27 protein-coding genes are annotated in these 25,900 nt (G+C 70.0%); 17 read left to right on the plus strand and 10 right to left on the minus strand.

Going from position 1 to position 25,900, the window contains the following annotated elements:
* Nucleotides 1–16: 16 nt before the first annotated feature.
* Nucleotides 17–1,372 carry a UDP-N-acetylglucosamine 1-carboxyvinyltransferase gene (murA, locus tag ABN028_RS09075; RefSeq protein WP_349696281.1) on the minus strand — a complete coding sequence of 452 codons (1,356 nt, stop codon included), beginning with the start codon at nucleotides 1,370–1,372 and terminating at the stop codon, nucleotides 17–19.
* Nucleotides 1,373–1,533: 161 nt separating this feature from the next.
* Between murA and ABN028_RS09080 the strand changes: the two genes are divergently transcribed.
* The 4 genes from ABN028_RS09080 (at nucleotide 1,534) to ABN028_RS09095 (ending at nucleotide 5,273) form a co-directional block, all read left to right on the plus strand.
* Complete coding sequence (locus ABN028_RS09080) at nucleotides 1,534–2,397, plus strand: 3-hydroxyacyl-CoA dehydrogenase family protein (RefSeq protein WP_349696282.1); 864 nt, start codon at nucleotides 1,534–1,536, stop codon at nucleotides 2,395–2,397.
* A gap of 149 nt (nucleotides 2,398–2,546) precedes the next feature.
* On the plus strand, nucleotides 2,547–4,130 hold the full coding sequence (locus ABN028_RS09085) for a Na+/H+ antiporter (RefSeq protein ID WP_349696283.1): 1,584 nt from the start codon (nucleotides 2,547–2,549) through the stop codon (nucleotides 4,128–4,130).
* Nucleotides 4,127–4,408, plus strand: coding sequence for a UBP-type zinc finger domain-containing protein (locus ABN028_RS09090; protein ID WP_349326035.1), 282 nt, complete (start codon nucleotides 4,127–4,129; stop codon nucleotides 4,406–4,408). Before ABN028_RS09085 ends, ABN028_RS09090 begins: the two co-directional genes overlap by 4 nt.
* A 133-nt stretch (nucleotides 4,409–4,541) precedes the next feature.
* Nucleotides 4,542–5,273, plus strand: coding sequence for a GNAT family N-acetyltransferase (locus tag ABN028_RS09095; protein ID WP_349326036.1), 732 nt, complete (start codon nucleotides 4,542–4,544; stop codon nucleotides 5,271–5,273).
* Between the two features lie 95 nt (nucleotides 5,274–5,368).
* Here ABN028_RS09095 and ABN028_RS09100 read toward each other — a convergent pair whose 3' ends face one another.
* The 3 genes from ABN028_RS09100 to ABN028_RS09110 all read right to left on the minus strand — a co-directional run bounded on the left by ABN028_RS09100 (nucleotide 5,369) and on the right by ABN028_RS09110 (nucleotide 8,206).
* The gene (locus ABN028_RS09100; RefSeq protein WP_349696284.1) at nucleotides 5,369–6,091 is read right to left on the minus strand and encodes a DUF1707 SHOCT-like domain-containing protein; all 723 of its coding nucleotides are present in this window, start codon (nucleotides 6,089–6,091) and stop codon (nucleotides 5,369–5,371) included.
* Between the two features lie 140 nt (nucleotides 6,092–6,231).
* Nucleotides 6,232–7,233, minus strand: a complete 1,002-nt coding sequence (locus ABN028_RS09105; protein WP_349696285.1) for an FAD-dependent oxidoreductase — start codon at nucleotides 7,231–7,233, stop codon at nucleotides 6,232–6,234.
* A gap of 82 nt (nucleotides 7,234–7,315) precedes the next feature.
* On the minus strand, nucleotides 7,316–8,206 hold the full coding sequence (locus ABN028_RS09110) for a phytanoyl-CoA dioxygenase family protein (RefSeq protein ID WP_349326039.1): 891 nt from the start codon (nucleotides 8,204–8,206) through the stop codon (nucleotides 7,316–7,318).
* Between the two features lie 73 nt (nucleotides 8,207–8,279).
* Here ABN028_RS09110 and ABN028_RS09115 point away from each other — a divergent pair, with 73 nt between their 5' ends.
* The gene (locus ABN028_RS09115) at nucleotides 8,280–9,218 is read left to right on the plus strand and encodes a helix-turn-helix domain-containing protein (RefSeq protein ID WP_349696286.1); all 939 of its coding nucleotides are present in this window, start codon (nucleotides 8,280–8,282) and stop codon (nucleotides 9,216–9,218) included.
* A gap of 115 nt (nucleotides 9,219–9,333) precedes the next feature.
* Here the strand turns inward: ABN028_RS09115 and nucS are convergent, their stop codons facing one another.
* The 3 genes from nucS to ABN028_RS09130 form a co-directional block, all read right to left on the minus strand.
* Complete coding sequence (gene nucS / locus ABN028_RS09120) at nucleotides 9,334–10,011, minus strand: endonuclease NucS (RefSeq protein WP_349326041.1); 678 nt, start codon at nucleotides 10,009–10,011, stop codon at nucleotides 9,334–9,336.
* Nucleotides 10,012–10,230: 219 nt separating this feature from the next.
* Nucleotides 10,231–10,617, minus strand: a complete 387-nt coding sequence (locus tag ABN028_RS09125; protein WP_349696287.1) for an NUDIX domain-containing protein — start codon at nucleotides 10,615–10,617, stop codon at nucleotides 10,231–10,233.
* Nucleotides 10,553–10,771, minus strand: a complete 219-nt coding sequence (locus ABN028_RS09130) for an FmdB family zinc ribbon protein (RefSeq protein ID WP_349696288.1) — start codon at nucleotides 10,769–10,771, stop codon at nucleotides 10,553–10,555. Before ABN028_RS09130 ends, ABN028_RS09125 begins: the two co-directional genes overlap by 65 nt.
* Before the next feature lie 178 nt (nucleotides 10,772–10,949).
* Here ABN028_RS09130 and ABN028_RS09135 point away from each other — a divergent pair, with 178 nt between their 5' ends.
* The 5 genes from ABN028_RS09135 to ABN028_RS09155 all read left to right on the plus strand — a co-directional run bounded on the left by ABN028_RS09135 (nucleotide 10,950) and on the right by ABN028_RS09155 (nucleotide 15,081).
* The gene (locus tag ABN028_RS09135; protein WP_349326043.1) at nucleotides 10,950–11,177 is read left to right on the plus strand and encodes an Rv1322 family protein; all 228 of its coding nucleotides are present in this window, start codon (nucleotides 10,950–10,952) and stop codon (nucleotides 11,175–11,177) included.
* A 35-nt stretch (nucleotides 11,178–11,212) separates the two neighbouring features.
* Nucleotides 11,213–12,010, plus strand: coding sequence for an alpha/beta hydrolase (locus ABN028_RS09140; RefSeq protein WP_349326044.1), 798 nt, complete (start codon nucleotides 11,213–11,215; stop codon nucleotides 12,008–12,010).
* A 197-nt stretch (nucleotides 12,011–12,207) separates the two neighbouring features.
* Nucleotides 12,208–12,882: a hypothetical protein gene (locus ABN028_RS09145; protein ID WP_349696289.1), complete on the plus strand. Its 675-nt coding sequence runs from the start codon at nucleotides 12,208–12,210 to the stop codon at nucleotides 12,880–12,882.
* 133 nt (nucleotides 12,883–13,015) lie between these two features.
* Nucleotides 13,016–14,179 carry a Gfo/Idh/MocA family protein gene (locus tag ABN028_RS09150; RefSeq protein WP_349326046.1) on the plus strand — a complete coding sequence of 388 codons (1,164 nt, stop codon included), beginning with the start codon at nucleotides 13,016–13,018 and terminating at the stop codon, nucleotides 14,177–14,179.
* A gap of 116 nt (nucleotides 14,180–14,295) precedes the next feature.
* Nucleotides 14,296–15,081: a ThuA domain-containing protein gene (locus ABN028_RS09155; RefSeq protein ID WP_349690858.1), complete on the plus strand. Its 786-nt coding sequence runs from the start codon at nucleotides 14,296–14,298 to the stop codon at nucleotides 15,079–15,081.
* Between the two features lie 191 nt (nucleotides 15,082–15,272).
* Here ABN028_RS09155 and ABN028_RS09160 read toward each other — a convergent pair whose 3' ends face one another.
* From ABN028_RS09160 to mce, 3 genes are all read right to left on the minus strand, one after another.
* Nucleotides 15,273–16,514: an AI-2E family transporter gene (locus ABN028_RS09160; RefSeq protein WP_349696290.1), complete on the minus strand. Its 1,242-nt coding sequence runs from the start codon at nucleotides 16,512–16,514 to the stop codon at nucleotides 15,273–15,275.
* Between the two features lie 202 nt (nucleotides 16,515–16,716).
* Nucleotides 16,717–18,027 (minus strand): hypothetical protein, encoded by a 1,311-nt coding sequence (locus tag ABN028_RS09165; protein WP_349696291.1) that lies wholly within the window; start codon nucleotides 18,025–18,027, stop codon nucleotides 16,717–16,719.
* A gap of 248 nt (nucleotides 18,028–18,275) precedes the next feature.
* Nucleotides 18,276–18,770, minus strand: a complete 495-nt coding sequence (gene mce / locus ABN028_RS09170) for a methylmalonyl-CoA epimerase (protein WP_349326050.1) — start codon at nucleotides 18,768–18,770, stop codon at nucleotides 18,276–18,278.
* Nucleotides 18,771–18,858: 88 nt separating this feature from the next.
* Between mce and ABN028_RS09175 the strand changes: the two genes are divergently transcribed.
* The 7 genes from ABN028_RS09175 to icmA all read left to right on the plus strand — a co-directional run bounded on the left by ABN028_RS09175 (nucleotide 18,859) and on the right by icmA (nucleotide 25,842).
* Nucleotides 18,859–20,049, plus strand: coding sequence for an acetyl-CoA C-acetyltransferase (locus tag ABN028_RS09175; RefSeq protein WP_349326051.1), 1,191 nt, complete (start codon nucleotides 18,859–18,861; stop codon nucleotides 20,047–20,049).
* 60 nt (nucleotides 20,050–20,109) lie between these two features.
* Nucleotides 20,110–21,123, plus strand: coding sequence for a methylmalonyl Co-A mutase-associated GTPase MeaB (gene meaB, locus ABN028_RS09180; RefSeq protein ID WP_349326052.1), 1,014 nt, complete (start codon nucleotides 20,110–20,112; stop codon nucleotides 21,121–21,123).
* Nucleotides 21,124–21,307: 184 nt separating this feature from the next.
* Nucleotides 21,308–21,475, plus strand: a complete 168-nt coding sequence (locus ABN028_RS09185) for a hypothetical protein (RefSeq protein WP_349326053.1) — start codon at nucleotides 21,308–21,310, stop codon at nucleotides 21,473–21,475.
* Entirely contained in the window at nucleotides 21,472–22,134 is a 663-nt protein-coding gene (locus ABN028_RS09190; protein WP_349326054.1) for a PH domain-containing protein, read from the plus strand. Before ABN028_RS09185 ends, ABN028_RS09190 begins: the two co-directional genes overlap by 4 nt.
* 249 nt (nucleotides 22,135–22,383) lie before the next feature.
* A complete protein-coding gene (locus ABN028_RS09195; protein ID WP_349696292.1) occupies nucleotides 22,384–23,379 on the plus strand; it encodes a phosphatase PAP2 family protein in 996 nt (331 codons plus the stop codon).
* A 99-nt stretch (nucleotides 23,380–23,478) separates the two neighbouring features.
* The gene (locus ABN028_RS09200) at nucleotides 23,479–23,994 is read left to right on the plus strand and encodes a MarR family winged helix-turn-helix transcriptional regulator (protein WP_349326056.1); all 516 of its coding nucleotides are present in this window, start codon (nucleotides 23,479–23,481) and stop codon (nucleotides 23,992–23,994) included.
* A gap of 141 nt (nucleotides 23,995–24,135) precedes the next feature.
* The gene (gene icmA / locus ABN028_RS09205) at nucleotides 24,136–25,842 is read left to right on the plus strand and encodes a coenzyme B12-dependent isobutyryl-CoA mutase large subunit (protein ID WP_349696293.1); all 1,707 of its coding nucleotides are present in this window, start codon (nucleotides 24,136–24,138) and stop codon (nucleotides 25,840–25,842) included.
* Nucleotides 25,843–25,900: the final 58 nt, after the last annotated feature.

Consider the following 25,900-nt stretch of genomic DNA (forward strand, 5'->3'; position numbering starts at 1 on the left):
TCAGGACAGGGCGCCCTCAGCAGGCGGGCTCGACCTGGGCGCCCAGGTCCTCCAACTTGGTGAGGAACGCCTCGTAGCCACGGGCGATGATCCCGACGCCGTGGACGGTCGAACGTCCCTGGGCGGCGAGTGCCGCGATGAGGTAGGAAAACCCGCCGCGCAGGTCCGGCACCCGCAGATCGGCACCGTGCAGTGACGACGGACCGGAGATCACCGCCGAGTGCGAGAAGTTGCGGCGGCCGAACCGGCACGGTGTCGCGCCAAGGCACTCGCTGTAGACCTGGATGTGGGCGCCCAGCCGGACCAGGGCGTCGGCGTACCCGAGGCGGTTCTCATAGACCGTCTCGTGCACGATCGACAACCCGCTCGCCTGCGTCAACGCGACGACGAGCGGCTGCTGCCAGTCGGTCATGAACCCCGGATGGACGTCCGTCTCCAGCGCCAGCGCGTCGAGCTTTCCACCCGGATGCCAGAACCGGATCCCGTCGGCCGTCACCTGGAAGGCCCCACCCACCCGGCGGTAGACGTTGAGGAACGTCATCAGGTCGACCTGCCGGGCGTTACGGACGAAGACCTCGCCGCCGGTCGCGAGCGCCGCGCAGGCCCAGGACCCGGCTTCCATCCGGTCGGGCACAGCCTCGTGGATGTAGCCACCGAGGCGTTCGACACCGGTGATCCGGATGATCCGGTCGGTGTCGATCGAGATGATCGCGCCCATCTTCTGCAGGACGCAGATGAGGTCGATGATCTCCGGCTCGACGGCGGCGTTGCGGAGTTCGGTCACCCCCTGGGCGCGGACCGCGGTGAGCAGCACCTGTTCGGTCGTACCGACGCTGGGGTACGCGAGCTCGATCTTCGTCCCCGTGAGGCCTCTCGGGGCACTGATGTGCAGCCCTTCGGGACGCTTCTCCACCACCGCACCGAACTGCCGGAGCGCGTCGAGGTGGAAGTTGATCGGCCGGTCGCCGATCTTGCAGCCACCCAGGTCAGGGATGAACGCATGGCCCAACCGGTGCAGCAGCGGCCCGCAGAGCAGGATCGGGATCCGGCTCGCCCCGGCGTGCACCTCGATGTCGGGGAGGGCGGCCTGCTCCACCCGGGACGGGTCGAGGACGAGGGTGTCCGCCGCCTCACCGTCGGCCACGGTGACGCCGTGCAGCTCCAGCAGGTTGCGGACGATCTCGACGTCCCTGATCTGGGGAACGTTGGAGAGGACGGACGGATAGTCGCCGAGGACGGCGGCCACCATCGCCTTCGGCACAAGGTTTTTCGCTCCCCGGACGGCGACCTCGCCGACGAGCGGGGTTCCACCGGACACCACCAGGGTGTCGACGGTGCTGTGGTGACTCACGGCCTCACTTCGTTGGCTCATGTGCATCCCTCCAAGTGCGTCAGCCCCCGCGCCCAGCTTGATGCCACACCAGTCTTCTGCGGAGTGTACGACCGTCGAGAATGGCCGCGCCTGCGAAACCACCTCGCAGCAGAAGCACGACATACCGTAACGGCTGTTCGGAATTTGCATAGGCTGCCCCCATGGCGGAACTCACTCCTCGGACGCTCGCGGTGGTCGGCGCCGGCCTGATGGGATCGGGAATCGCGCAGGTCGCGGCGGCCGCCGGCTGGCAGGTCACGATGCGCGACGTCACCGACGAAGCCCTCAAACGCGGGGTCGACGGGATCCGCGCGTCGCTCGGCAAGTTCGTCGAGAAGGGCCGGCTGAGCGCCTCTGACGCCGAGGCGGCGGTCGAGCGGATCACCACCACGACCGACCTCGACGCCGTGGGTGGCGCGTCGATCGTGGTCGAGGCCGTGTTCGAACGCATCGAGGTCAAGCAGGACGTCTTCCGCGACCTCGACCGGATCTGCCCCGACGGCGCCATCCTCGCCTCCAACACCTCGGCGATCCCGATCACCAAGATCGCGGCGGCGACGCAGCGGCCGGAGTCCGTCGTGGGCACGCACTTCTTCTCGCCGGTGCCGATGATGGCGCTGTGCGAGCTGGTCCGAGGGCACCGGACATCGGACGACACGCTGGCACGGGCGCGGGCGTTCGCCGAGGCGGTCGGCAAGACGTGCGTGGTGGTGACGCGGGACGTGGCCGGATTCGTGACCACCCGGCTGATCTCCGCGCTCGTCGTCGAGGCCGTACGCCTGGTGGAGTCCGGCGTCGCCACGGCCGAGGACATCGACACCGCCTGCAAGCTCGGCTTCGGCCACGCCATGGGCCCGCTCGCGACCACCGACCTCACCGGTGTCGACGTCCTTCGCCATGCCACGCAGAACATCTGGGACGAGACGGCGGACCCGAAGTTCTTCCCGCCCGAGTTGCTCACCCGGATGGTCGAGGCGGGGGAGCTCGGCCGCAAGTCCGGCCAGGGCTTCTATTCCTACGACTGACGTTCCTTGCCCTGGCGCCGAGCCGCACATGACCACGCCGGGCATGCCTGTGGTCGCCGGGCCAGGCATGGGCACCTGGTCAGTCGTCCGTACGCATGGGCACCGTGGTCATTGTCCACGGGTTGGCAGACATGCCCTAGGCTCGACAGGTGACGGAGACGCTGCTCACCGCCGTCGTGCTGCTGGCCGTCGTCGGCCTGGTCTCCGGTCTGGCCAGGCGTCTCGGGTTGCTCGCCCCGTTCCTGTTGATGGTTGCCGGTATCGTTCTGTCCTTCCTGCCGGTCGGTCCGCGAGTCCGGCTCGAACCCGACCTCGTCCTCGAGGGGATTCTGCCGCTGCTGCTCTACGCCGCGGCGATCCGCACCTCCGTGCCCGCCTTCACCAGGCTGCTGCGCCCCATCGCTCTGCTGGCCTTCGGGCACGTGTGGTTCATCACCGTCGTGGTCGGCCTGGTGCTGCACGCCATGGTGCCGCAGATCCCGCTGGCGGCGGCGTTCGCTCTCGGGGCGATCGTGGCGCCGCCGGACGCGGTGGCGGCGACCGCGATCGCCCGACGGTTGGGACTCCCGCGCCGAGTCGTGGCCATCCTCGAAGGCGAGAGCCTCGTCAACGACGCGACCGCGCTCGTCACCCTCAGGGTGGCGATCGCCGCGGTGGCTGGTGGTGCGGCGGGAGTCGTGGCGATGACCTGGCGTCAGGCGGGCATCGAGTTCCTGGTGGCGGCCCTCGGCGGACTCCTGATCGGTGGGGCCGTCGGCGTGTTGGCGGCCTGGCTGCACAGTCGTACGGACGACCCGCTGCTCGACAACACCCTGTCGATCCTCACGCCGTTCGTGGCATTCGTACCGGCCTTCGCCGTCGACGCCTCGGGAGTGGTGGCCGTCGTCGTCTGCGGGCTCTACGTCGGGCACAAACGCCCGGTCCTCATGGGTGCGGCGTCGCGCCTGCAGATGGACGCGTTCTGGCGGGTGACCCAGTTCCTGCTCGAGGGCGTCGTCTTCCTGCTCGTCGGTCTGCAGCTGCGCGACATCGTGGACGCCGTGTCGGAGTCCTGGCCGACTGTCGCCGCGGTGACGGCGGCGGTGGTGGGCACCGTTCTGGTGGGCCGTTTCGTCTGGGTCTTTCCCGGTGCGTACCTGCCGTTCCTGATCCCCCGGATCCGGCGCCGCGAGCAACCACCTCCGGTTGCGAACACCGCGGTGATCGCCTGGGCCGGCATGCGCGGAGTGGTGTCACTCGCGGCGGCGTTCAGCCTCCCGTTCGACTTCCCTTCACGTGACCTGCTCATCTGGATCACGTTCGTCGTCATCGCGGTGACGCTCATCGGCCAGGGCCTGACCATCCCGCTGGTGGCCCGGCTGCTGGGTGTGCGACGCGACGACCCCCAGGCCGACGTGCTCGCCGAAGCCGAGGTGCGCCAGGCTGCCCTGCGTGCCGCCCAAAGTACCCTCGCAGAGCACCGCGGAAACGCGCCCGACCACGTGGTGGAGCGGTTGGACGCCTGGGCCGAGGCACGCGCCAACCAGGTGTGGGAGCGGCTGGGCGACCCGTCCCGCGAAGTGCCCGCGGAGGCGTTCCGGCGGTTGCGCCGCCGGATGATCGACGCCGAACGCAAGGTGTTCCTCGAGGCACGCAACGCGGGAAGGATCCCTGACGAGATACGCCGCCAGGTCGAGCTCGAGCAGGACCTGGAGGAACTGATGCTCCCGCGTGGCCGGAAGGACGACGAATGAACGGGTGCCCGCACCTTGCCGAAGCGCCGACCGAGGTGGGCGGCGATTCCGGCGTACAACCGAGCACGACGCAAGGGTGTGAGGACTGCCTGGCGCTGGACCGGGACGACTGGGTCCACCTGCGGATCTGCCTGGCCTGTGGCCACGTGGCCTGCTGTGACTCCTCGCCGTTGCGCCATGCCTCGGCGCACTACGCCGCCGTGCACCATCCGGTGATCCGTTCGTTCGAGCCGGGGGAGAACTGGCGCTGGTGCTTCGTCGACGAACGCATCGGTTAGCGCCACCGGTCTCGGGAGCTATCTTCTCCTCAGGCTAGGGGACGTCCGCTCGGACCTGCCGTCGGCGGGTCGGTGGCCGCAGAAGGTGGGGAGCCGTCATGCATCTGTGGCACAGCGGCGCTGTGGGGTCGCGATGACCGACGTCGCCGATCTGCTGGCGCGCGCCGAGGCCGCGTGCGCGGTGCTTGGCCCCACGTCGGGAGCCGGCTCGGCCGTGGTGGAGGGCATCCCGTGCGTGAGCTACCGGGTCGACCAGCCGTGGGCGTGCCAGGCCAAGGCCATGGTCCCGCCGACGTCAGCCGCCCTTGACGCGGCGACCGACTGGCTGGAGGCGCACGCGGTCACCCGTCGCGAGTGGACGGTCATGACCCGGCAACGCCACGTCGGCGCTCCGGTCTTCTCGGCGGCTGGCCTGTCGCCGTGGCTCACGCTGCCGATCCTCGCGCTCGGCCGCGCGGACCTGTTGGAGCGCATCGCCGCCGTGGACGGCCTCGACGTCGGTCCGGCGTCGGGTGCGGCGGAGTTCCTGGCCGTCTACGGCGAGGAACTCGCTCCGCTGATCACGCCCGGCATCCTGGCCGACCCGACGCATCACCACTTCGTCGGCCGGGTCGACGGCCAGCCGGTGGCCTGTGTCCAGGTGCGGGAGGTGGCGAACACCGCGTACATCTCGGGTGTGACGGTCATCCCGGCGTGCCGCGGCAGAGGCATCGGGACTGCGATCTCGGTGGCGGCGACCCGGTTCGCCCTCGCCAGCCATCCACGGGTCGTGTGGCTTGCCGCCGAGTCGCACCTGCACCCGATGTACGCACGGCTCGGGTTCGGCCAGGTCGGAGTCCATGTGCTGCTCCGCCCCGGTGACTGAACCCAGGTCCTGCGAAACTCCGGTGGGCTGGGACGAGGTGGATGGAGCGGCAGCGTCTGCCTGCGAGCGAGTGGGTGAAGGTTGCGCTGGTGGTGTCAGCGGCCGCGTTCGAGTTGGCGTGCTGCCCGGCGGGCCTCCTTGAGCGACTTGCCCTTGGCCTCGGCCGGCAGCCGCCACACGTCGATCCCACCCATCAGGGAGTACGCACGGATCCGGATGACCGGTGCTCCGGGGCGGGCGGGGCGGCTGCTGCCGCGTTCGTCGTTGCCGCCCATCAGTGCGAAACCTTCGACGATCACCTCGACACTGTCGGGGACGTAGATGTCGGTCCCGCCCATCACGGCGAACGCGTTGATGAGTACCTCGTCGCCGTCGATCTCGGCGTCGCGCAGGTCCACGGTGTCGCCGCCCATGACGGCGATCGAGTGCACCGTGCCGCTCAGCCGGAACCGCCCCCGCCGGTCGGAGCCACCCATGATCGCGACGAACCAGCGGGTGACGCGTCGACGCGGCCGTTCGACGGCGTGCCGGTCGGCAGTCGGCTGGTCGGCGGTCGGCTGGTCGGCGGTCGGCTGGTCGGCGGTCGGCTGGTCGGGCAGGTCCCGGGTGAGGGCGTCGAGTTCGCCGCGGGTCTTGGCGTCGTAGGCCTTCTGGGCGCGTTCCTCCAGCTCGGCAAGGGTGAGCCGGCCGACGGCGGCGTGGTCGCTCAGGAGTTCGACCACGCGGTCGCGCTCGGCGTCGGAGGCGCGGACCGCGGCGGTGTCGGGGGGCTCGCTAACCGGTGGCGGGTGGGCGGGAAGGCGTTCGCCGTCGTCCACGGCGGCTCCTTTCGTACCGTGGCCCGGATGACCAGGTCCGGGGGTCGCCTGACCCGAGGCTTCCCCTGGAACAGGGCGTCGAGCACACCGTAGCCGCAGGATCGGCGTCCGGTTACATGAGGCGGTCGGCGTTCGCGGCATCAGGTCGGCGCGCGTGCGCGGACCCGCTCGACCACCTCGTCGGCGCAGCCCCACGACAGGGTGACGCCGGCGCCGCCGTGGCCGTAGCAGTGCACGACGAGCCGGCCACCGGGGAGGTGCACGGGCTCCAGACGGACGTTCGGTCGGGCCGGTCGCAGCCCGACCCGGTGCCGGAGTACGCGCGCCTTCGCCAGGACGGGAACGAGGGCCCGCGCCTGGGTGAGCAGTTCGCGGGCGGTCTCCTCTCGCGGGCGCGCCTCCCAGTCACCAGGCTCCGCCGTGCCGCCGACCACGATGTCGTGCAGCCGTGGAACGACATAGATGGGGCGCGAAGGGGTGTTCTCGGCGATCAACCATTCGGTGAGGCCGACCTGTTCGAGGACGCAGACCTGGCCACGGACCGGGGTCACCGTGTCGTCGTCGGCCAGCAGGCGAGCGCCGAGGCCTGCGCAGTCGACGACGATCGGGGCGGTGTTGGGCAGTCCAGCGAGTGCGTGCCGGGTGACGGTGCCGCCGAGCTCGTCGAGGCGCCCGGAGAGCCACGGGAGATAGACGCTCATGTCGACGACAGGTGTCGCGAACTCCCAACCGCCCGAGTATCCCGCCGGCGGTGCGCTCACCGGGCGGAGATCGGGGACCGCTGAACTCCACCAGGGCGGCTCGCCGGGGGTGCGGAGAAGCTCACGACCGGTCCGCATGCGTACACCGGCGGCCGGTGTGTCCTCGGCGATGCGGGCGAATTGGTCGTACGACGTCGCGCCCCACCCGGTCACACGGTCCAGCGGGAATGCGCGGTAGGGGTACCACAGCGCGGCCGCGACGGCGGAGGTCGTCTCGAGGGGGAGATCGCGGGCGACGACGTTGACCTCGTATCCCGCCTCCGCGAGCCGCACCGCGCAGGTGAGTCCGATGACGCCGGCGCCGACCACGAGCACCCGTGGCCGCGACGGCACGTCGACAGGCGCGGGGTCCGGCACGGAGACCGGGCTGTTCGACGTCACGGCTCCACGCTAGCGATCCCTGGACAACGCCGCCGGTGGCCGCGAAGGACCTCACTGCCCGCCGTCGACGTGCGCGTGTCGGTCAGTGGGGTCCGGCCACGAGGTCCTCGGTGCCGCACGGGCCACCGCCGACACTTTCGGCCAGCTCGACCGGAGCGCCGTCCATGGTGAGGGTCCTGTAGTGCCGCGAGATCCGGTCGCAGGACTCCCGCCCGACGTAATGACAGATGAACGAACGCCGGAACCGGTCGGTCGTGGTGTTGGGCCCGGATCCGTGCACGAGGCTGCCGTTGAAGAAGAGCATGTCGCCCGGCTCCATGTCGACAGGCACCGGCGCGAGCCCCGGCGGCGGCGGCACGTACTCCCGGGTGAAGGACACGTCCATGTCCGCGTCCTCGGGGCAGAACACGTCCATCCGGTGCGTACCCGGAACGACCTCCAGCCCACCGTTGGCCCGGTCGATGACGTCGCAGGCCAACCACGCGGCGACGCAGGTGCCCGGCTCGACCCGCAGGTAGAAGTTGTCCTGGTGGAGTGCCTGGCCGCGGGCGCCCGGCGGCTTGAAGTAGAACATGCTCTGGGCGGCCAGTGGCTCCTCGCCGAGCAGCTCGGTGAGGATGCTGCGTACGCGGGAGTCGAGCAGGTAACGCAGGGCCAGGGCGTTGAACTGGTGCGGGTGCATGACCCTGGGAAACCTGCGGAGCACGTCGGTCGGGCCGTCCGGGTTCGACGTCGCCGGTTCGAAGTGGCCCGGCACCGGCCCAGCGGCATGGATCGCCATGAACTCGTCGCGGATCTCTCCGACCTCCGCAGCGGTGAACAGGCCCTTGATGACGGCGAACCCGTCCGTGGCGAACCGCGCGCGATCCTCCGCACTCAGGACGTCCGACGCGACCGGGGTCGACGTGCCCGGCGGGGTCGTCGACCCGCCCGGCGGGATCGCCGTCGATACGCTCTGCTGGGTGGATGTCATGCGACCTCCTCGGTGCGCGGACCTTTGACGACTACCTCGACGTTACGGCGTGTGCTGCCATAAGGGGATGCCCGTGGACGCTGCGGAGCTGTCTGATTCTGCTGAGGAGTCAGGTGGTACGCCCGCACCGCCGGCCGAACTGGTCCTCGCGGGGCGGTTCGACGTCGGCCCGGACTACGCGGTCCACCGGGCCCGCGGCGCGGAGAGCACGCTGCTGGCCTGGACCATGGACGGAGCGGGTCGCTTCGAACAGGGCGGCGTCGAGGTCACCGCCGTACGCGGCGACCTCGTCGTGCTCGGTCCTCGGGTCGCACACTCCTATGCGGTGGCACCCGGCGCGCGCCGGTGGTCGTTCTGGTGGGTCCACTACCCGGCGCGGGTGACGTGGCCGTCGTGGCTGGAGCCGTACGCGGTGGGGGAGCAGGTCTTTGTGGTGGCCGGCGTACCGGCAGTCGTCCGAGAGCGGATCGACGCCGCGTTCCGGCGGCTGCATGCCGACGCCCGCTGGTCCGGGCATGGCCCGCCTCCCGCGGCCGCCACGGCCGAGGGGCGGACCGTACCGCCCGCGGTGGCAGGGGGCACGCCGGCCCGCGAGCTCGTCCTCGGCAGGGTCGAGGAGGTCCTGGTTCTCGCCACGACAGCGACCGGATCAGCGCTCGCCGAACGCCACGGCGGGCCCTTGAGCGGCGAGGTCGACCCGCGGGTCACCCAGGTCGAGGCGCTGGTCGTGGCTGATCCCGCGGCACCCCACACCGTGGGCTCGTTGGCCGACCATGTGGCGCTGTCGCCGTCGCGGCTCGCCCATCTGTTCTCGCAGCAGACCGGTCGTACGCCGATGCAGGCCGTCCGCGACGCCAGGCTTCGCCACGCGGCCCGGCTGCTGGAGCGGACCGACCTGCCGGTGGCGAGCATCGCGGCCGCGTCGGGGTTCGTGAGCGCGTTCCACTTCAGCCGGGTGTTCCGGGCCAGGTTCGGCGTACCACCGAAGGACTACCGCACCGGCGTCCGCTGAGGCTCGGTCCGGCTCGGGCGGGGTTCCGCGTTCGTCCGGTGTCTAGATGAGGGGACCCCTCCACCAAAGTCAGCCCCGGTCGATGGACGACCCTCGCCGTCGGGGCGGTGGCGGGTCAGAACAGGCGCATGGACGGGTCGTCGAGGCCGCGCAGCGCGTCGTAGTCGACCGTGACACAGTCGATTCCACGGTCGCCCGCGAGGACCCGCGCCTGCGGCTTGATCTCCTGCGCGGCGAAAACCCCCCGGACAGGGGCCAACAGCGGATCGCGGTTGAGCAGTTCGAGGTAGCGGGTGAGCTGTTCCACGCCGTCGATCTCGCCCCGCCGCTTCACCTCGACGGCGACCGCGGACCCGCCTGAGTCCCGGCACAGCAGGTCGACCGGTCCGATCGCGGTGGGGAACTCGCGGCGGACAAGGCTCCAGCCATCGCCGAGCGTCCCCGGATGTTCTGCGAGGAGCTCCTGCAGGTGGGCCTCGACGCCGTCCTTCTGCAGGCCGGGGTCGACACCCAGGTCGTGCCGGGAGTCGTGCAACACCTCGTCGATCGTGATGACCAACTGACCGCCGTCCTTGCCGGTGACCGTCCAGCGGTCCGGTTCGCCGTCCTCGCCGGGCTGCTCCTGGAGTGTGCACGGCGGGCTCATCCAGTTCAGCGGTTTGTACGCCCGGTCGTCGTTGTGGATCGACACCGAACCGTCGGCCTTGATGAGGATGAGTCGGGTGGCGCGCGGAAGATGGGCGGTCAGGCGGCCGGCGTAGTCGACCTGGCACGAACAGATGACGAGACGCACGGCCGATCACACTATCGGGCGTACGACCGGACGCCGTGAGCCCGGCCCGTGTCGCGGTTGCGGGCTTAGGCGATCTGGCCGAGGAGCGCGATCAGCGGACCGGCGATGTCGAGGCCGTCGAGCTCGGCGACGTCGAGCCACAGAGGTTCGTAGGTGCCCCTGGCGGCGCGTTCCTCCGGCGGCAGGACGGCGAAGTCCGGCCACGTACCCGTGCCGAACTCACCGCCGGTGATGCGCGCGGTAGAAGAGGAACCGCTCCCCTTTCCTGTCCTCCTCGGCGAGCAACTCCTCGCACACCACCTCGACCCCCAACTCCTCCATCGCCTCGCGCTCGCCCGCCTCCACGAAGGTCTCGCCGGGCTCGACGCCGCCGCCGGGCATCACGTAGTACGTGTGGCCAGCGCGTCGGCGGCGGATCAGGGCGACGCGGCCCTTCGCGACGATGACGAGGCGTACGCGGGCAGGTCGAGCTTCGGCCATGGGCGAGCGGATCGACGACGGAGTGTCGTAGGTGAAGGCAGGTGGCGGTGGGGCGAGGCGGTCAGCCGCAGCCGCACGCACCGCCGCAGCAACCGCCACCTCCACCGGCCGGACCCACGGCTGCACCGGTCGAGCGGCCGCCGAGCGTAACGGTCGACAGCAGCTTCACGGTGTCGTCATGGCCTTGGGGGCACGGTGCGGGCGACCCCGCCTCGCTCATGGGGCGGGTCTGCTCGAACGTGGCGCCGCAGCTGCGGCAGCGGTACTCATAGCGGGGCACGCGACCAGCGTAGATGACGGCGCCCCCAACAGCCCGCCTGACGGGCGTCCGTACGTGGCCCAGCCGGCGCCGGCCAACAGTTGGACGGGACAATGATCGGGTGGCTCGCCGTCGTCCTCGCCGTGGCTCGAGAGGGCCGGACCCGTCGCCGCGCCCACCCCGTGGTGGTCATGAGCGGGTGGAGGAGTGGCCGGACGGGGAGTGGGTCGTACGCCAGATCACCGGTGCCACGAGCTCCAAGCCCTACCGCTGTCCTGGCTGCGACCAGCTGATCCTGCCGGCGACCCCGCACGTCGTGGCGTGGCCGGTCGACCCTCGCTCGTTCACCGGTCCCGGCCTCGACGAACGCAGGCACTGGCATACGGCCTGCTGGCGCGCCCGCGACCGCCGTCGCCGCCGCCGGTAGGGGCGTGTCGCGCCGGGCCGGGCACAATCGGTGGGGTGAGCACCGAGCAGATCCGGGCAAGCAGCGTCCTACCGGCCAAGCGCACACCTCTCACGCTCGAGACCGCCGACGGGCTGAAGCTGGTCGGCGAGCTGGCCGAGCCGCTGGACCGGCCCACAGTCGCCACCCTCGTCTGTGTCCACCCTCTCCCGACCCACGGCGGGATGATGGACAGCCACGTGATCCGCAAGGCGTCGTACCGCCTGCCTGCTCTGGCCGGGATCGCGGTCCTGCGTTTCAACACCCGCGGGACGGCGAGCGTCCAAGGGCGTAGCGAGGGGGAGTTCGACAACGGCCGTGGTGAGGGGCTCGACGTGGCGGCGGCGCTGGAGTACGCCGAGTTCGCCGAACTGCCCCGGATCTGGCTGCTCGGCTGGTCGTTCGGAACCGATCTTGTCCTGATGTACGGATGCGATCCGGAGGTCGAGGGCGCGGTCCTGCTCTCACCGTCGCTACGGTTCGCCGGCACAGAGCATCTCGCTGCCTGGGCGGAGTCGGGCAAGCCGGTCGCCGCCCTCGTCCCCGAGCTGGACGACTACCTCAGGCCGGCGGAGGCGCGGGAGCGGTTCGCCGCGATCCCCCAGGCCGAGGTGGTGGCGATGGACGGGGTCAAGCACCTGTGGGTCGGAGCGGCCGAACGTGCCCTGGACGAGATCGTGGCACGGATCTCGCCGTCCGCCGGGCCCCTGCCGACGACGTGGGACGGACCGATGGAGTGGGCCGACACCAGCGCGTACGCCGACAGGACGGTCGCGGCGTACTCCCATGTCCCCATGCCGGAACGCGAGGCGTAGCCGAGGTAGCCGGTGCCGGAACGCGAGGCAGGAGCACCGTCGCCGCACGCGAGACAGGAGCACCGTCGCCGCACGCGAGACAGGAGCACCGTCGCCGACCGCGAGACAGTAAGCGCCGGCGCGCGGGACCGCGGAACCCGGTGGCAAGCCGCGGTGTAGTCCGTACGTCCCGTGGGTTCGCACGTCGAGGGGGTCTCATGAAGCGACGCTTCTGGCTGGTCACCGTGGTGGCGGCACCGGTCCTGCTCGTGGCCGGCATGCTCGGTCTTGCTTCGCCTTCCTACGCCAAGGGGATGACCAACCTGACCATCTCCGGTCCTGGCCTCCACGAGCCCATCACGGTGGGCCCCGACACATCCGAACCGCCTTTCATCCATGATCTCTTCGCCGAAAGCGGGGCCGCGTTGGTCACGGGCGAAGGGCTCGTCAGGCGCGATCGCGAGGCTCCCGCCGGGGAGCTTGGTCCGCGGTACACCATGATCTACTCCGCACCGGGGACGCAGCTGGTCCAGGACGCCTACCCGTTCGCCGCGGCGGGGCCGATGACCTACACGCCGCCCGGCCAGGTCGTGTGGGGGACCGCTGCTGTGGCGTCGGGTTGGTGCATGGTGCCCGAGCTCCTTCGTACGAACCTCGTGGCGCTCGGGGTGCCGCGCCCGACAGCATCAGCCGAACCGGCTGCTGCCACATCGGTGCCGCGATCTGTCGCGAAGGTTTCGCAGCGAGCCGACGCGGGCTCTGGGTCGGCAGGCACGGATGGCAGCGCATCGACGTTGCCGTGGTGGTTTGCCGCGATCGGGCTCGCGGCAGCTGCCGGCTTCGGCACCGGCACGCTGGTGGCCCGCCGGTCCGCGACCCGACGGCCGCACTGAAGGCGGGCCCGCGGCGTCTCCGGCACGGTCGCGGATCGGGCATGATCGACTGTGGACCTGGCCGGGGTTGGCCAGAAGGGCCAGCGCCTGCGCCGCCCGAAAGTGTCGGAAGTCCTCCCTACACTGAGTAGCGATGAGCGAGAATTTATCGGCGGCTGCCTCCAAGGCGGCCGCCCCTTCTGAGTCCACCCGTACCGAACCCGTGGTCCCCGAACCCGTCCGACCTCTGAGGGTGGGCGTCGTCGGTCTCGGGTTCGCCGGACAGGCCGCCCTCAAGGGCTACAAGGAACTGCCCGACGTCGACGTCATCGGCCTCGCCGGGCTGGAGGCCGACCGGCTGGCAGAGCTCGGCAAGGAACACGCCATTCCTTACCTCTACGAGCGCTGGCAGGATCTGCTCGAACGGGACGACCTCGACGCCGTGAGCGTCGCCACACCCACCCAGCTGCACGCCCCGATCGCGATCGCGGCGCTGGAAGGCGGCCGGCACGTCCTGAGCGAGAAGCCGCTGGCGCGTTCCGGCGACGAGGCGCAGCGGATCACCGAGGCGGCGATCAAGGCCGGCCGCGTGCTGAAGGTGGTGTTCAACCACCGCAAGCGCGGCGACGTCACCGTGCTCAAGCGGCACATCGACGACGGCCAGCTCGGTCGGGTCTACTACGCCAAGACCCACTGGATGCGACGGAACGGCATCCCGGGCCTCGGCAGCTGGTTCACCAACCGTGAGATGGCCGGCGGTGGGCCGCTCATCGACCTCGGCGTCCACATGCTCGACATGGCGATGTACCTGCTGGGTGAGCCGAAGGTCCTGAGCGTCAGCGCGTCCACGTTCGCCGAGCTCGGGCCCCGCGGCCTGGGCGGCTCGGCCTGGTCGACGAAGGTCGGCGTCGGGTCGGCGTACGAGGTCGAGGACCTCGCCACGGCCTACCTCCGCCTCGACGGCGGGGGAGTGCTGGCACTCGAGACCAGTTGGGCGACGTTCCGGCAGTCGGGCGACCACTTCGGCGTGACGCTCTACGGCACCGACGGTGGCGCCGAGATCGCCGTCCCCAACTACGCCGTCGAGGACACGCTCCGCATCTACACCGACGTGGGCGGGGCCGCGGCCGAGATCCGGCCGGAAGTGCGACGCGGTGAGGGCCACCGGGCCGTCGTCCGCGAGTTCGTCGAGACCATCCACGGCGGTGACTGGTCCGCGCACGTGGGCCGCGACGGCCTGGCGCGGGCGCGCATCATCGACGCCTGCTACCAGTCGGCGCTGGAGGGCCGAGAGGTGCCGGTCCTCGACCTGCTCTGACAGGTCATGATGGACCCTGGCCGCGAAACGTCAGGGTCAGTCCACAGTCCAACGGTCCCGCGATCCACCTGTAGAGCGGACCAACCCACCTGCCTTGAAGCGCGAGGGAGCAACACATGAGCGCGTCCCCCATCCGGGTCACAGTCTGGGGCGAGAACGTCCACGAGCAACGGGACGCATCCGTCAAGGAGATCTACCCCGACGGCATGCACGCGGCGATCGCCGCCGGCATCAGGGCCAACCTCGGTGACGGTGCGGTCGTACGCACGGCGACCCTGCAGGAGCCGCAGCACGGACTCACCGACGAGGTCCTCGCCGAGACCGATGTCCTCACCTGGTGGGGACACGCAGCCCATGGCGAGGTCTCCGACGAGGTGGTCGACCGGGTGCAGCAGCAGGTGCTCTCCGGCATGGGACTGCTCGTCCTGCACTCGGCCCACTTCTCGAAGATCTTCCGCAAGCTCATGGGTACCAGCTGCGTACTCGACTGGCGCAGCGAGAACGACCGTGAGCTGGTCTGGACGGTGGCCCCGCACCACCCGATCGCGGCGGGTATCCCCAGCCCGATCATCATCCCGGCGCAGGAGATGTACGGCGAACACTTCGACATCCCTCAGCCGGACGAGTTGATCTTCATCAGTTCGTTCAGCGGCGGTGAGGTCTTCCGCAGCGGCTGTGCCTATCGCCGGGGACACGGGCGGGTCTTCTACTTCAGTCCTGGCGACCAGGAGTACCCCGTCTACCACCACCCGGACGTCCTCAAGGTGATCGCCAACGCTGTGGCGTGGGCCGCGCCGACGGAGCCGGAGCGCCGGACGCCGAGCGTGTCGCGGCGCCCGACCGGGTGGTACGAGACCGGCGAGACGCTCTCCACGGCTGACCCGCGCCTGGCCCAGTCCTGACGGCCCGTGCTGGTCGGTAAATGACCACGCTGAGCAGGCGTTCGGCACCCGGAACGGGTGTCGACGCCTCTTTGGCGAACACGGGCATGCTCAGCGTGGTCATTCAACCGCTGCGCGCGTGCTCAGCGTGGTCATTTGCCGCCAGCGGCGCGGGGACGCAGCAGGCTGGGACGCAGCGGGCTGGGCTGGTGTCAGGCGTCTTCGAGCCGTGGGTGGATCACTTCACGGATGAGCAGCAGGATCGCGGCCGCGGTGGGTACGGCCAGTAGTGCCCCGACGATTCCCAGCAGCGAGCCGCCCACCATCGCGGCGATGACGATCACGGTGCCGGGTACGTTGACCGACTTCTGCATCACCCGCGGGTAGATCACGTAGTTCTCGATCTGTTGGTAGATGACGAAGTAGATCAGGCAGGCGACACCGATCCGCCAGTCGATCAGCAGCCCGACCGACGTTGCCACCACGGCGGAGATGGCGCCACCGATGAGCGGGATCAGGCCGAGGACGGCGACCACGATCGCGAGCGCGAGTGCGTACTCCCGTAGCTCGGAGAACATGAAGAAGATGAACGCCGACACCGCGGCGATGGCAGCGACTCCGATCTGGCCACCGACGTAGCTGCCCACCCGGTCGAGCATCTCGTCGCCCAGCTGGGTGACTCTGGTGCGGCGTGACCGCGGGAAGAACTTGTACAACGTGCTCTTGGTCGCGGGCAGTGACCCGAGGAAGTACAGCGTGAGCACCAGCACGGTGAAGCCGGAGAAGAGCGTGCTGAACACGATCTTCCCAGCGCCGAGCACCCCGCCGAAGAGGCGTTCCGCGAGACCTCCGCTGGTGATGTAGTCCTCGACCCGCTTGGTGATCTCGTACTCCTCGTCGAGCCGCCGGAGATTGTCGTCGGATTGCAGCTGTTTGAGCCAGTCCGGCACCTGGTTGACGAGGGCGGTGACCTGTTCGGTGACGACCGGGATGATCGCCAACCCGATGAGCCCGAAGATCATCGCGACGCCGACGAAGACTGCCGCGACGGCGAGACCGCGTCGTACCCTCCGGCGGACGAACCACTCGACCACCGGGTTGAGTCCGACGGCGAGATACATCGACACCACGAGCAGGAGAATGACGCTGCGCGCGGAGGCGAGCATGCCGGCGAGCTGCCAGGCGAGCAGGGCACCGAGGGCGCCGAAGAAACCGATGTAGAACGGCGAATGGCGGCTGAGCCGAGCCCCGGGCAGTCCGAGGGAAGACGTGGGTCCCGCGGTGCTGGAGGCCGATGCACCGCCCTGCGCGGGCGCCGTCCCGGCCCGACCCTCGTCCGCTGCACCGGTCGGCGGGCGGCCCGAAGGTCCGGTCGCTGGGCCCTGGGTGGTGGGTCCCGGCACCGAATCCAAATCCGCCGGATCTGCGGCCGCCGACTCGGGGGTCGGGTGCACGGAACCACCATTGCTGGTCTCTGTCGGGGCCGATCCTGGCGCCGCGTCCTGCGGAGGTGGCGCCATCACGTGCCCGTCACCCATACCGCCTGCCCAGCCACTGCGAGCCACCTCTCACACCGACGTCCGTGACGGGTCTCACCGTACGGCGACTACCGCCGATGGCGGCAGCCGGGTGCGACCGACGGTCCTGGTGTGGCCTTCAGCGGGCCCGCTGGTTGCTGGCGCCGGACTGGGGCCGGTCTGGCCCGCTGCCACCGGAGGGCTTTCTGGTCGACGGCTGCGAGGGTCCGGACTTCTTCGCGTCGGGGGGAGTGCCACCACCCGGGCGGGACGGGTGGTCGGCGGATGCCGCTGACCGTGCCGCGCCGGCTCCCGCGCCCGCCGCGCCGCTCGGGGCCTGCGGGCTCGGGCTCGACGGCGGTCCGTTGGTCGGGGCACCGATGGGGCCGGTCGGCGCGCCAGGACGGGCGGGACCCATTCCCATGGCGCGCTGCTGGTCGGGTACGCCGGTGATGACGCTCACGTGGTCACGCAACCGGGTCAGGCTTTCGATCAGGTCGTCGCGCTGGCGGCGCAGGCTGGCGATCTGTCGTTCGGTCGCCGCGGCGTCCTCGCGGGACCTCGCGTCGGCCTCGCGGGTGATCCGTTCGGCTTCGGCGCGGGCTTCCTTGCGGATCTGCTCGGCGTCACGGCGCGAGCGCGAGAGGACCTGGGTCACCCGGTCGTTCGCCTTGCGCAGGCGCTCCTCGGTGCTTTGGTCGCTCTCCTGGGCGCGCTTCTCGGCATCGCGAAGGATCTGCTCGGCGTGGGACGTGAGGCGTTCGGCCTCGGCGGTCGCGTTGGTGTGCAGGGTGGCGGCCTCGCGCTGGGCCTTCTCCAGGATTCCCGCGACGGTGCTGCGCCGCTCGGCCACCTCGCGCTCGGCGGCCGCGAGCATCGCCGAGACTTCGTGCTCGGTGCTCTGGCGCTTGGTCTTGAGCTTCTGCTCCAGCTCCCGCAGCTGCCGGGTGGCGGTCTCGCTCGCCTGCGACAGGATGTCCTCGCGACGCTTCTGCGCCGCCTTGATGATCCGGTCGGCTTCTTCCTCGACGGCGTTGCGGATCTTCTCCGACTCGTCGGTGGCACGGCGCCGGGTCTCCGCCGCCGTGCGCTCGGCGTCGTCGCCAAGTCGGCGGACATCGCTCTGGGCGGAGGCGCGAACCTCCGCCGCCTTCTCCTCGGCGCGGGTCTCGACGTCGATGGCCTGCTCTTCGGACAGCCGCAAAATTTCCTGGGCGCGCCGGCCCAGCTTGGCCCAGGTGGGCTCGCCAGCCGCCTCGAGGGCACGCTGGGTGGCTACCAGGTCGCGGTGCAGCTCACCGATGTTGCGGTCACGCTCGTCAAGCCTCGACTCGAGCATGCCCACACAAGTGTCTACCTCTTGCCGGTCATACCCGAGGAGGACGGTCGTGAAGGTGCCGACGGCACTACCCGTGTCCAGCAGGTCAAGGCCCTCGTCGGGTTCAGACATCTGCTCTCCTCACCGCCTCGGCCAATCTCCCCATGGTGCCCGTCTTCACGCTATGTCGCCAGCTCGGGGCGGTGGGGTGCCGACATCGGTCCGCCAGGTCACCAACTGAGAAAGTTGGCCAATCCCGACGTGCCCCGGCCAGCCCCATGCGCTCCACGTCCAACCTTGGCATGTCGCGCTCGCTCGCGGGGAGCCACCGCGGCGGATTCTCATTTTTCTCCTCGAACCGGCAGTGCGTGCTGGGTGTGTCACCTGGACGGACCCGACGACGCGTCGGGGTGTTCGACGAGTTCGACCAGGACCCCTCCGGCGGTCTTCGGGTGGACGAAATTCACCCGCGATCCCCAGGTGCCGGCGTGCGACCGCTCGTAGAGGGTGTCGACGCCACGCTCCCGCAGGGTCGTGGTGGCGGCCTCCACGTCGTCGACCGTGTAGGCGATCTGGTGGAGCCCTTCGCCGCGGGACGCCAGAAATCTGGCTACCGGCGACTCCTCGTCCAGCGGAGCGATCAGCTGCAGGAGCGGGCCCGACTCGCCGACCTCGAGCATCGCCTCGCGGACGTGCTCGTCGGCGTTCGTCTCGATGTGGACGACGCGCATACCGAACTTCTCCGCGTACCACTCGATCGCGGCGTCCAGGTCGTGGACCGCGATGCCGATGTGGTCGATGGAACGGAACACCGCAGGTGTCGGCTCGGGGTCTCCGGTCGGGGCGGCTGCCGGGTCTGGGTTCTTCTCAGGCATGGACCCATCCTCTCCGTCACTGCCGACTCCATACCCCTCGGCTCGCGCCCACCTGCCGACGGCGGCGCTCACGCGTAGGGTTGAGAGGGTGAGAACGGTCATCGTCGGGGGCGCGCGCACCCCCATCGGCCGGCTGGCCGGTGCGCTCAAGGACTTCTCCGCCGTCGATCTCGGCGGCATCGCGATCAAGGCCGCCCTGGACCGCAGTGGGGTCACACCCGGGCAGGTGCAGTACGTCATCATGGGCCACGTCCTGCAGGCCGGGACGGGGCAGATCACCGCACGTCAGGCCGCCGTCAAGGCCGGCATCCCGATGACAGTCCCCGCGCTGACGGTCAACAAGGTGTGCCTGTCGGGTCTGGACGCGATCGCTCTTGCCGACCAGCTCATCCGCGCCGGTGAGTTCGAGGTGGTGGTGGCCGGCGGAATGGAGTCGATGACCAACGCACCCCACCTGCTCCCCGACTCGCGCCGCGGTGTCCGCTACGGCGACGCGACGCTCGTCGACTCGATGGTCCTCGACGGGTTGTGGGACGCATTCACCGACGCGGCCATGGGCGAGCTGACCGAGACGCACAACGCCAAGCGCGGGCTCGGCCGGGAGGAGCAGGACGTCTACGCCGCCCGGTCCCACCAGCGGGCGGCGGCGGCCCGCAAGGACGGCGTGTACGACGACGAGATCGCGCCAGTCGAGGTTCCCCAGCGCAGGGGCGAACCCCTGGTCGTCGCCGAGGACGAGGGAATTCGGCCCGACACCACCGCCGACCGGCTCGCCGGCCTCACACCGGCCTTCGGTCCCGACGGCACGATCACGGCCGGTTCGTCGTCCCAGATCTCCGACGGCGGATGCGCCGTGGTGGTCGCGAGCAAGGAGGCCGCGGAGCGGCTCGGCCTCGCGTGGATCGCCGAGATCGGCGCGCAAGGCGTCGTGGCGGGGCCCGACTCGTCTCTGCAGTTGCAGCCCGCCAACGCGATCCGTGCCGCCTGTGAGAAGGAGGGCATCGACCCTACGGCGCTGGACCTCGTGGAGATCAACGAGGCGTTCGCGTCCGTCGCGGTCGCGTCCCTCCGCGAGCTGGGTCTCGACGAGGAGAAGGTCAACGTCCACGGCGGAGCGATCGCGGTCGGCCATCCGCTCGGCATGTCGGGGGCTCGCATCGTCCTCCACCTCGCCCTCGAGCTCCGTCGCCGGGGCGGAGGCGTCGGCTGCGCGGCGCTGTGCGGTGGCGGGGGGCAGGGTGACGCCCTCGTCGTACGGGTGCCGGCGGTTGGCGAGTGACGGTCCGGCGGGCGACGGCGGAACGATGAGGGTTAGACAGCAGATGACGGTGGGGCGACGTTGACCGCGGTCCTACGCCGGAACCAGCCGGTCTCCGAGCTGGTCGAACACGCCCGCGCCGGCGATCCACGAGCGATCGGCCGGCTGATCTCCCTGGTCGAGGACGCGGCGCCGGAACTCCGCGAGGTGGCGGCCGCGCTCGCACCGTACTCCGGCTCGGCCGAGGTCATCGGCATCACCGGCGCACCAGGTGTGGGAAAGTCCACCTGCACGTCGGCCCTGGTGACGGCGTACCGGCAGCAGGGTCGGCGGGTGGGGGTCCTTGCCGTCGACCCCTCGTCGCCGTTCTCCGGCGGCGCGCTGCTCGGCGACCGCGTACGCATGCAGGATCACGCCACCGACCGCGAGGTCTTCATCCGGTCGATGGCGGCCCGCGGCCATCTCGGCGGGCTGTCCTGGGCGACGCCGCAGGCGCTGCGGGTCCTCGACGCCGCCGGGTGTTCGGTCGTCCTCGTGGAAACCGTCGGTGTCGGGCAGTCGGAGGTGGAGGTCGCCGGCCTCGCCGACACGACCCTCGTCCTGCTCGCCCCCGGCATGGGCGATGCGGTCCAGGTCGCCAAGGCCGGCCTGCTCGAGGTGGGTGACGTCTACGTCGTCAACAAGGCGGACCGGGACGGCGCGGACCGGCTCGGTCGCGATCTTCGTCACATGCTGAGCCTCGGCGAGCGGCCGGAGGGCGCGTGGCGGCCTCCCATCGTGCGTACTGTCGCACCCTCCGGCGACGGCATCGACGCCCTGGTGGAGGCGGTCGCGCAGCATCGGGACCATCTGCGCGCCAGCGGGGAGCTCAGCTCGCGGCGGACCCGCCGCGCCCGGGAGGAGATCGAGGCACTGGCCCTGGTCGACCTGCGCAAACGCCTGGACCTGCTGCCGCACGACCGGCGCGTCGACGCACTCGCGACGCGGGTGCTTGCCGGCGAGCTCGACCCCTATTCCGCTGCCGACGAACTGGTGGCCGAGGTCGTCGGCGAGGGCACCGGATCCGCGCGGCTTCGAGGGTCCGCGGCGACCTGAAACCTCTTTCGCGGGTTCGCCGCGCCTGGCGGCCTCAGGCGGCCACCATGTCCTAGGCTTTAACGGCCAGGCGATGACATGTACGCCGATTGCAGTTTGCGGCGGGTAACTTCGTACTTAGAGTTTGTAGTGGGCTACAGCACGCATAAAGGCCGAGTAGGACTCATCGGGAGGAGTGGCAAGCGTGACAGCTGGTACGAAAAAGGTGGTGAGCTGGCTTGCTATCGCCTTGGTCGCGTTCTATCTGGTCACCAACCCACAGGGTGCCGCGGTAGCGGTCCGGGGCGCGGGAGGCATGATCGGTGACGCGTTCGAAGCCATCATCGCGTTCCTGACCTCCGTCTTCGCGTGACCGGACCCGTTCGCTGGCTTCGGCGCGCGATCGCTGATCCCAAGATCGTGCGTCATCTCCTCGCCGACGAGGGGGAGGTCGTCGTCGACGAGGTACGCCACCACTGGGTGGTCTATCTCATGCCTGTCCTGGAGTGCCTCGTCGCACTCGCGCTGTTCGTCGCGATGCTCTACCTGCCGGTCGAGGCGGCGTGGGTGCCGTTCGCGGGCGCGCTCATCATCTTGGGCCATGCGGGGTGGCGTGCGCTCTGCGAACACATGGACCGGTTCGTCATCACCAACATGCGGGTCTTCCGCGTCAGCGGCGTTCTCACCAAGAAGATCGCGACGACGCCCATCATGCGAATCCTCGACATCACCGTCGACAAGCCGTTCATCGGCCGGATCCTGGGCTACGGCCACTTCATCTTCGAGTCCGCCGCGCAGGAGCAGGGTTTGCGCGACATCAAGTTCGTCGGCAAGCCCGACCAGCGCGACCTCACCATCCAGCGGCTGCTCCAGCGGGCCGGCCTGCGCGCCACGGCCAAGGAACAGGACGAGGATGACCAGGCCGCCGCGGAGGCCGCCGGCGGCGGCGGTGCGTCCAAGGTCGTCCGCACTGTCCGGGCCAACCATCCACGCCGCCCCGGACCGCCGACCGCCCGCCGCCTTCCTCGCTGAGCCGACGGCTGCTGCCTTTTCAGGCACGCTGGGTAAAGTGCATCTCGGACCGTGCACCGTCCGGATGAGAAAACCGGGATGGATGTCCTGGTTCCGGTGAGGATACGGTGAACTGTTCGGTAACGCTCCGCGACAAGACGCGGTAGCAGGAACTCCGCCGAGGCGCCCCCCGTCTATCGTCGAGTACGCCATGAATGACGGCCGCCCGCGGAGGTGGCCCCATCGTCGAGCGAGAGGAGTCGGCACGTCATGCACGGTCGAGTCTCGGGTGAACACCGGGACGAGTCGAGCGCCGGGCGCCTGGCGTTGCCTGCTCTGGCGGTGGGGCTCTATGCCGCCGCTCTGGTGATCTTCGCCGATCTCGGTCGAAACGGTCCGATGATCCGGCTGGACGCCTGGGCGGCGAGCATCTGGCCCTACGAGGGGCCGTACTCCTACTACATCGCGGACATGATCGACCGGATCGGGCAGCGGCAGGTCTGCGTACCGCTCCTGATCATCGTCGCCTGGGTGGTGTGTCGGCGGATCGGCAGCATGCGCGCGCTCGTGATCAGCACGGTCCTGACCATCACGCTCAACTTCGCTGTCGGCGTCCTGAAGCTCGCGAGTGGGCGGGAGAGCCCGCGCACCGGTGGGCCGGAGATGTTCGTCGGCGACAACGTGCTCTTCCCGTCCGGTCACGCCGCCAACGTGATCTTCCACTACGGCCTGGTCGCGGCGTTGCTTCTCCGCTACACCTACGTGCGGGAGTGGCAGCGCAAGGTCCTGCACATCGGCGTGGTGTTCCTGTTCGTCCTCATGACGTTCGTCTCGGTGTATCGGCACACGCACTGGTTGAGTGATCTGATCGCCGGCGGGTTGATCGGCACATCCCTGCTGTGTGTCTCCCTCGCCGCCGACCGGGAATGGGTACCGCTGGTCAACTGGCTCCGGCGGCTGGCCGGGCCGACCTGGGTGGTCGCCGAATGGGTGATCGAACGCCTCCGCCCCGTCGTCGTGGGTAAGACGAAGCCGGCGATGGCGAAGCTTCCGCAGCCGGTGACGAGAGAGCTGGCGCACAGTGCCCGGGCATCCTCGTCCCGTGGTGGGCGCGGATTGGTGCCCACCACGCGGCATCCGGCGGCCCCCGGTTCCACGTCGGTCGGCGGCGTCGTGTCCCGCCGGAAGGGCGGACGTGAGGATGCCGGCCCGGACGGTCGCGAGCCCGAGGCTGTTGTCAGGCCGCGGTCCTCGTCCTGGTCCTGACGACCCGTGTCGAGGTGGCCGGGCCCGGTATGGAGCCGGTCCTGCCCACCGCCTGGGTCGTGAACCTGGGCCGCCCAGGCCCCTGTTACGTTCCTCGTCATGGCTAAGAGGAGGCCCCTGCCGTTCGACCCGGTTCAGGAGGCGGCCCGGCAGTGGGAGAGCCACTTCGGCGCCGACGCGGCCGTCGAGCCGATGCGGGCGGTCACGTCCTTGATGCGGGTGCAGCAGATCGTCCTCCGCCGGCTCGACGACGTGTTGCGGCGATACGACCTGACCTTCGCGAGGTACGAAGCGTTGGTGCTGTTGACCTTCACGCGGACCGGCGCGCTGCCGCTCGGCAAGATGGGCGAGCGGCTCCAGGTGCATCCGACGTCGGTGACCTCGATCGTGCGGCGGCTCGAACGCGACGGCCTGGTCCGGCGTACACCCCATCCGGAGGATGGTCGTGGCGTCCTGGCGGAGGTGACCGATGAGGGTCGCGCGGTCGTGGGGGCCACCACCAAGGAGCTGGTGGGGATGCGCTTCGGGCTGGACCCGCTCGATGACGAGAGTCTTGCCGGGGTGCACGACATACTGACCCGGGTCCGTCGCGACGCGGGCGACTTTCTCCCCTGACTTCCGGAATGCCGGGCTGATCCTCGTCCCGGAGTCCGTCGATCCCTGAGGTTCCGACCGGTGTTCACGGCGCGGTAGTTGGACGTCCTACTATCCTGGCGGTGGGCGCCTCACAAGGGCACCTCACAGCCGGGAGGAACCATGAGCGTCGAGGACATCGAAGCCGGTCGGGGCCGCTGGCAGGAGCGGTACGAAGCGGCAGCGCGCAAGATCCGGTCCGGAGGGCCGGGCGGCGGCGGGCAGGACTTCCGGCGTACGACGATCTCCGGCGACGAAGTAGCGCCGGTCTACGGTCCGCCGGAAGGTGCCGACCTCCCGCGTTTCGACCGGATCGGCTGGCCGGGGGAGTTTCCGTACACCCGCGGGCTCTATGCCACCGGCTACCGCGGGCGGAGCTGGACGATCCGGCAGTTCGCCGGGTTCGGCAACGCCCAACAGACCAACGAGCGCTACAAGATGATCCTCGCGAACGGCGGCGGTGGGCTGTCGGTGGCGTTCGACATGCCGACCCTGATGGGACGCGACTCCGACGAGCCACAGTCACTCGGCGAGGTGGGGCACTGCGGGGTGGCGATCGACTCCGCTGCCGACATGGACGTGCTCTTCGCCGGCATCCCACTCGGAGAGGTCACGACGTCGATGACCATCTCCGGTCCGGCCGTGCCGATCTTCTGCATGTACCTCGTCGCGGCCGAGCGCCAGGGCGTCGACATCGCCAGCCTCAACGGCACGCTGCAGACCGACATCTTCAAGGAGTACATCGCGCAGAAGGAGTGGCTGTTCCCGCCGCAGCCGCACCTGCGGCTCATCGGCGACCTGATGGAGTTCTGCGTCAAGGAGATCCCTGCGTACAAGCCGCTGTCTGTGTCGGGCTACCACATCCGCGAGGCGGGCTCGACGGCCGCGCAGGAGTTGGCGTTCACGCTGGCGGACGGGTTCGGCTACGTCGAGCTGGGACTCTCGCGCGGGTTGGACGTGGACCTGTTCGCGCCGGGGCTGTCGTTCTTCTTCGACGCGCACATCGACTTCTTCGAGGAGATCGCGAAGTTCCGGGCGGCGCGGCGGATCTGGGCGCGCTGGCTGCGCGACGTCTACGGCGCGAAGACCGAAAGGGCGCAGTGGCTGCGCTTCCACACGCAGACCGCTGGCGTGTCCCTGACGGCGCAGCAGCCGTACAACAATGTCGTTCGTACGGCGGTGGAGGCACTGGCCGCTGTTCTCGGTGGCACGAACTCCCTGCACACCAACGCGCTCGACGAGACGCTCGCCCTGCCGTCGGAGCAGTCCGCAGAGATCGCCCTGCGTACCCAGCAGGTTCTGCGGGAGGAGACCGAGGTCGCGAACGTCGCGGACCCCCTGGGCGGGTCGTGGTACGTCGAGGCGTTGACGGACCGGCTCGAGGCCGAGGCGGAGGAGACCTTCGCCCGGATCAAGGACATGGGCGGTGACGGGACCATCACCTCCGGATTGCTGCGCGGCATCGAGGACGGATGGTTCATGGCGGAGATCGCCGAGGCCGCGTTCGACTACCAGCAGGCGTTGGAAAAGGGCGAGAAGAAGATCGTCGGCGTCAACGCCCACACCTCCACCGTGACCGGCGAGGTCGAGATCCTGCGGGTGAGCCACGAGGTCGAGGCCGAACAGGTCCGCGTGCTGGCCGAACGCCGCAAGGCGCGGTCGCGCACCGAGGTCGACGCCGCACTGAGACGGTTGCGGGAGGTGGCGCGGACCGAGCAGAACGCCGTCCCGGTGATCCTGGAGGCGGCGCGCGCCGAGGCGACCCTCGGGGAGATCTGCGGTGCGCTCAAGGAGGAGTGGGGCGACTACCGCGAGCCCGCGATGTTCTGAGGGCCGCTCGAGTTCTGGCCCGGACTGGCATCCAGGTCCGGACTGGCATCCAGGTCCG

Source organism: Actinopolymorpha sp. B17G11 (assembly GCF_040196095.1).
Lineage (GTDB): Bacteria > Actinomycetota > Actinomycetes > Propionibacteriales > Actinopolymorphaceae > Thermasporomyces.

Coding starts and splice junctions, on each gene's coding strand:
- ABN028_RS09165 (WP_349696291.1), bottom strand. CDS start 18,027: ATGTCTGAACCCGACGAGGGCCTTGACCTGCTGGACACGGGTAGTGCC.
- ABN028_RS09110 (WP_349326039.1), bottom strand. CDS start 8,206: ATGACATCCACCCAGCAGAGCGTATCGACGGCGATCCCGCCGGGCGGG.
- ABN028_RS09195 (WP_349696292.1), top strand. CDS start 22,384: ATGCACGGTCGAGTCTCGGGTGAACACCGGGACGAGTCGAGCGCCGGG.
- ABN028_RS09095 (WP_349326036.1), top strand. CDS start 4,542: ATGACCGACGTCGCCGATCTGCTGGCGCGCGCCGAGGCCGCGTGCGCG.
- ABN028_RS09155 (WP_349690858.1), top strand. CDS start 14,296: ATGAGCGCGTCCCCCATCCGGGTCACAGTCTGGGGCGAGAACGTCCAC.
- ABN028_RS09150 (WP_349326046.1), top strand. CDS start 13,016: ATGAGCGAGAATTTATCGGCGGCTGCCTCCAAGGCGGCCGCCCCTTCT.
- ABN028_RS09080 (WP_349696282.1), top strand. CDS start 1,534: ATGGCGGAACTCACTCCTCGGACGCTCGCGGTGGTCGGCGCCGGCCTG.
- icmA (WP_349696293.1), top strand. CDS start 24,136: ATGAGCGTCGAGGACATCGAAGCCGGTCGGGGCCGCTGGCAGGAGCGG.
- murA (WP_349696281.1), bottom strand. CDS start 1,372: ATGAGCCAACGAAGTGAGGCCGTGAGTCACCACAGCACCGTCGACACC.
- ABN028_RS09145 (WP_349696289.1), top strand. CDS start 12,208: ATGAAGCGACGCTTCTGGCTGGTCACCGTGGTGGCGGCACCGGTCCTG.
- mce (WP_349326050.1), bottom strand. CDS start 18,770: ATGCCTGAGAAGAACCCAGACCCGGCAGCCGCCCCGACCGGAGACCCC.
- ABN028_RS09090 (WP_349326035.1), top strand. CDS start 4,127: ATGAACGGGTGCCCGCACCTTGCCGAAGCGCCGACCGAGGTGGGCGGC.
- ABN028_RS09200 (WP_349326056.1), top strand. CDS start 23,479: ATGGCTAAGAGGAGGCCCCTGCCGTTCGACCCGGTTCAGGAGGCGGCC.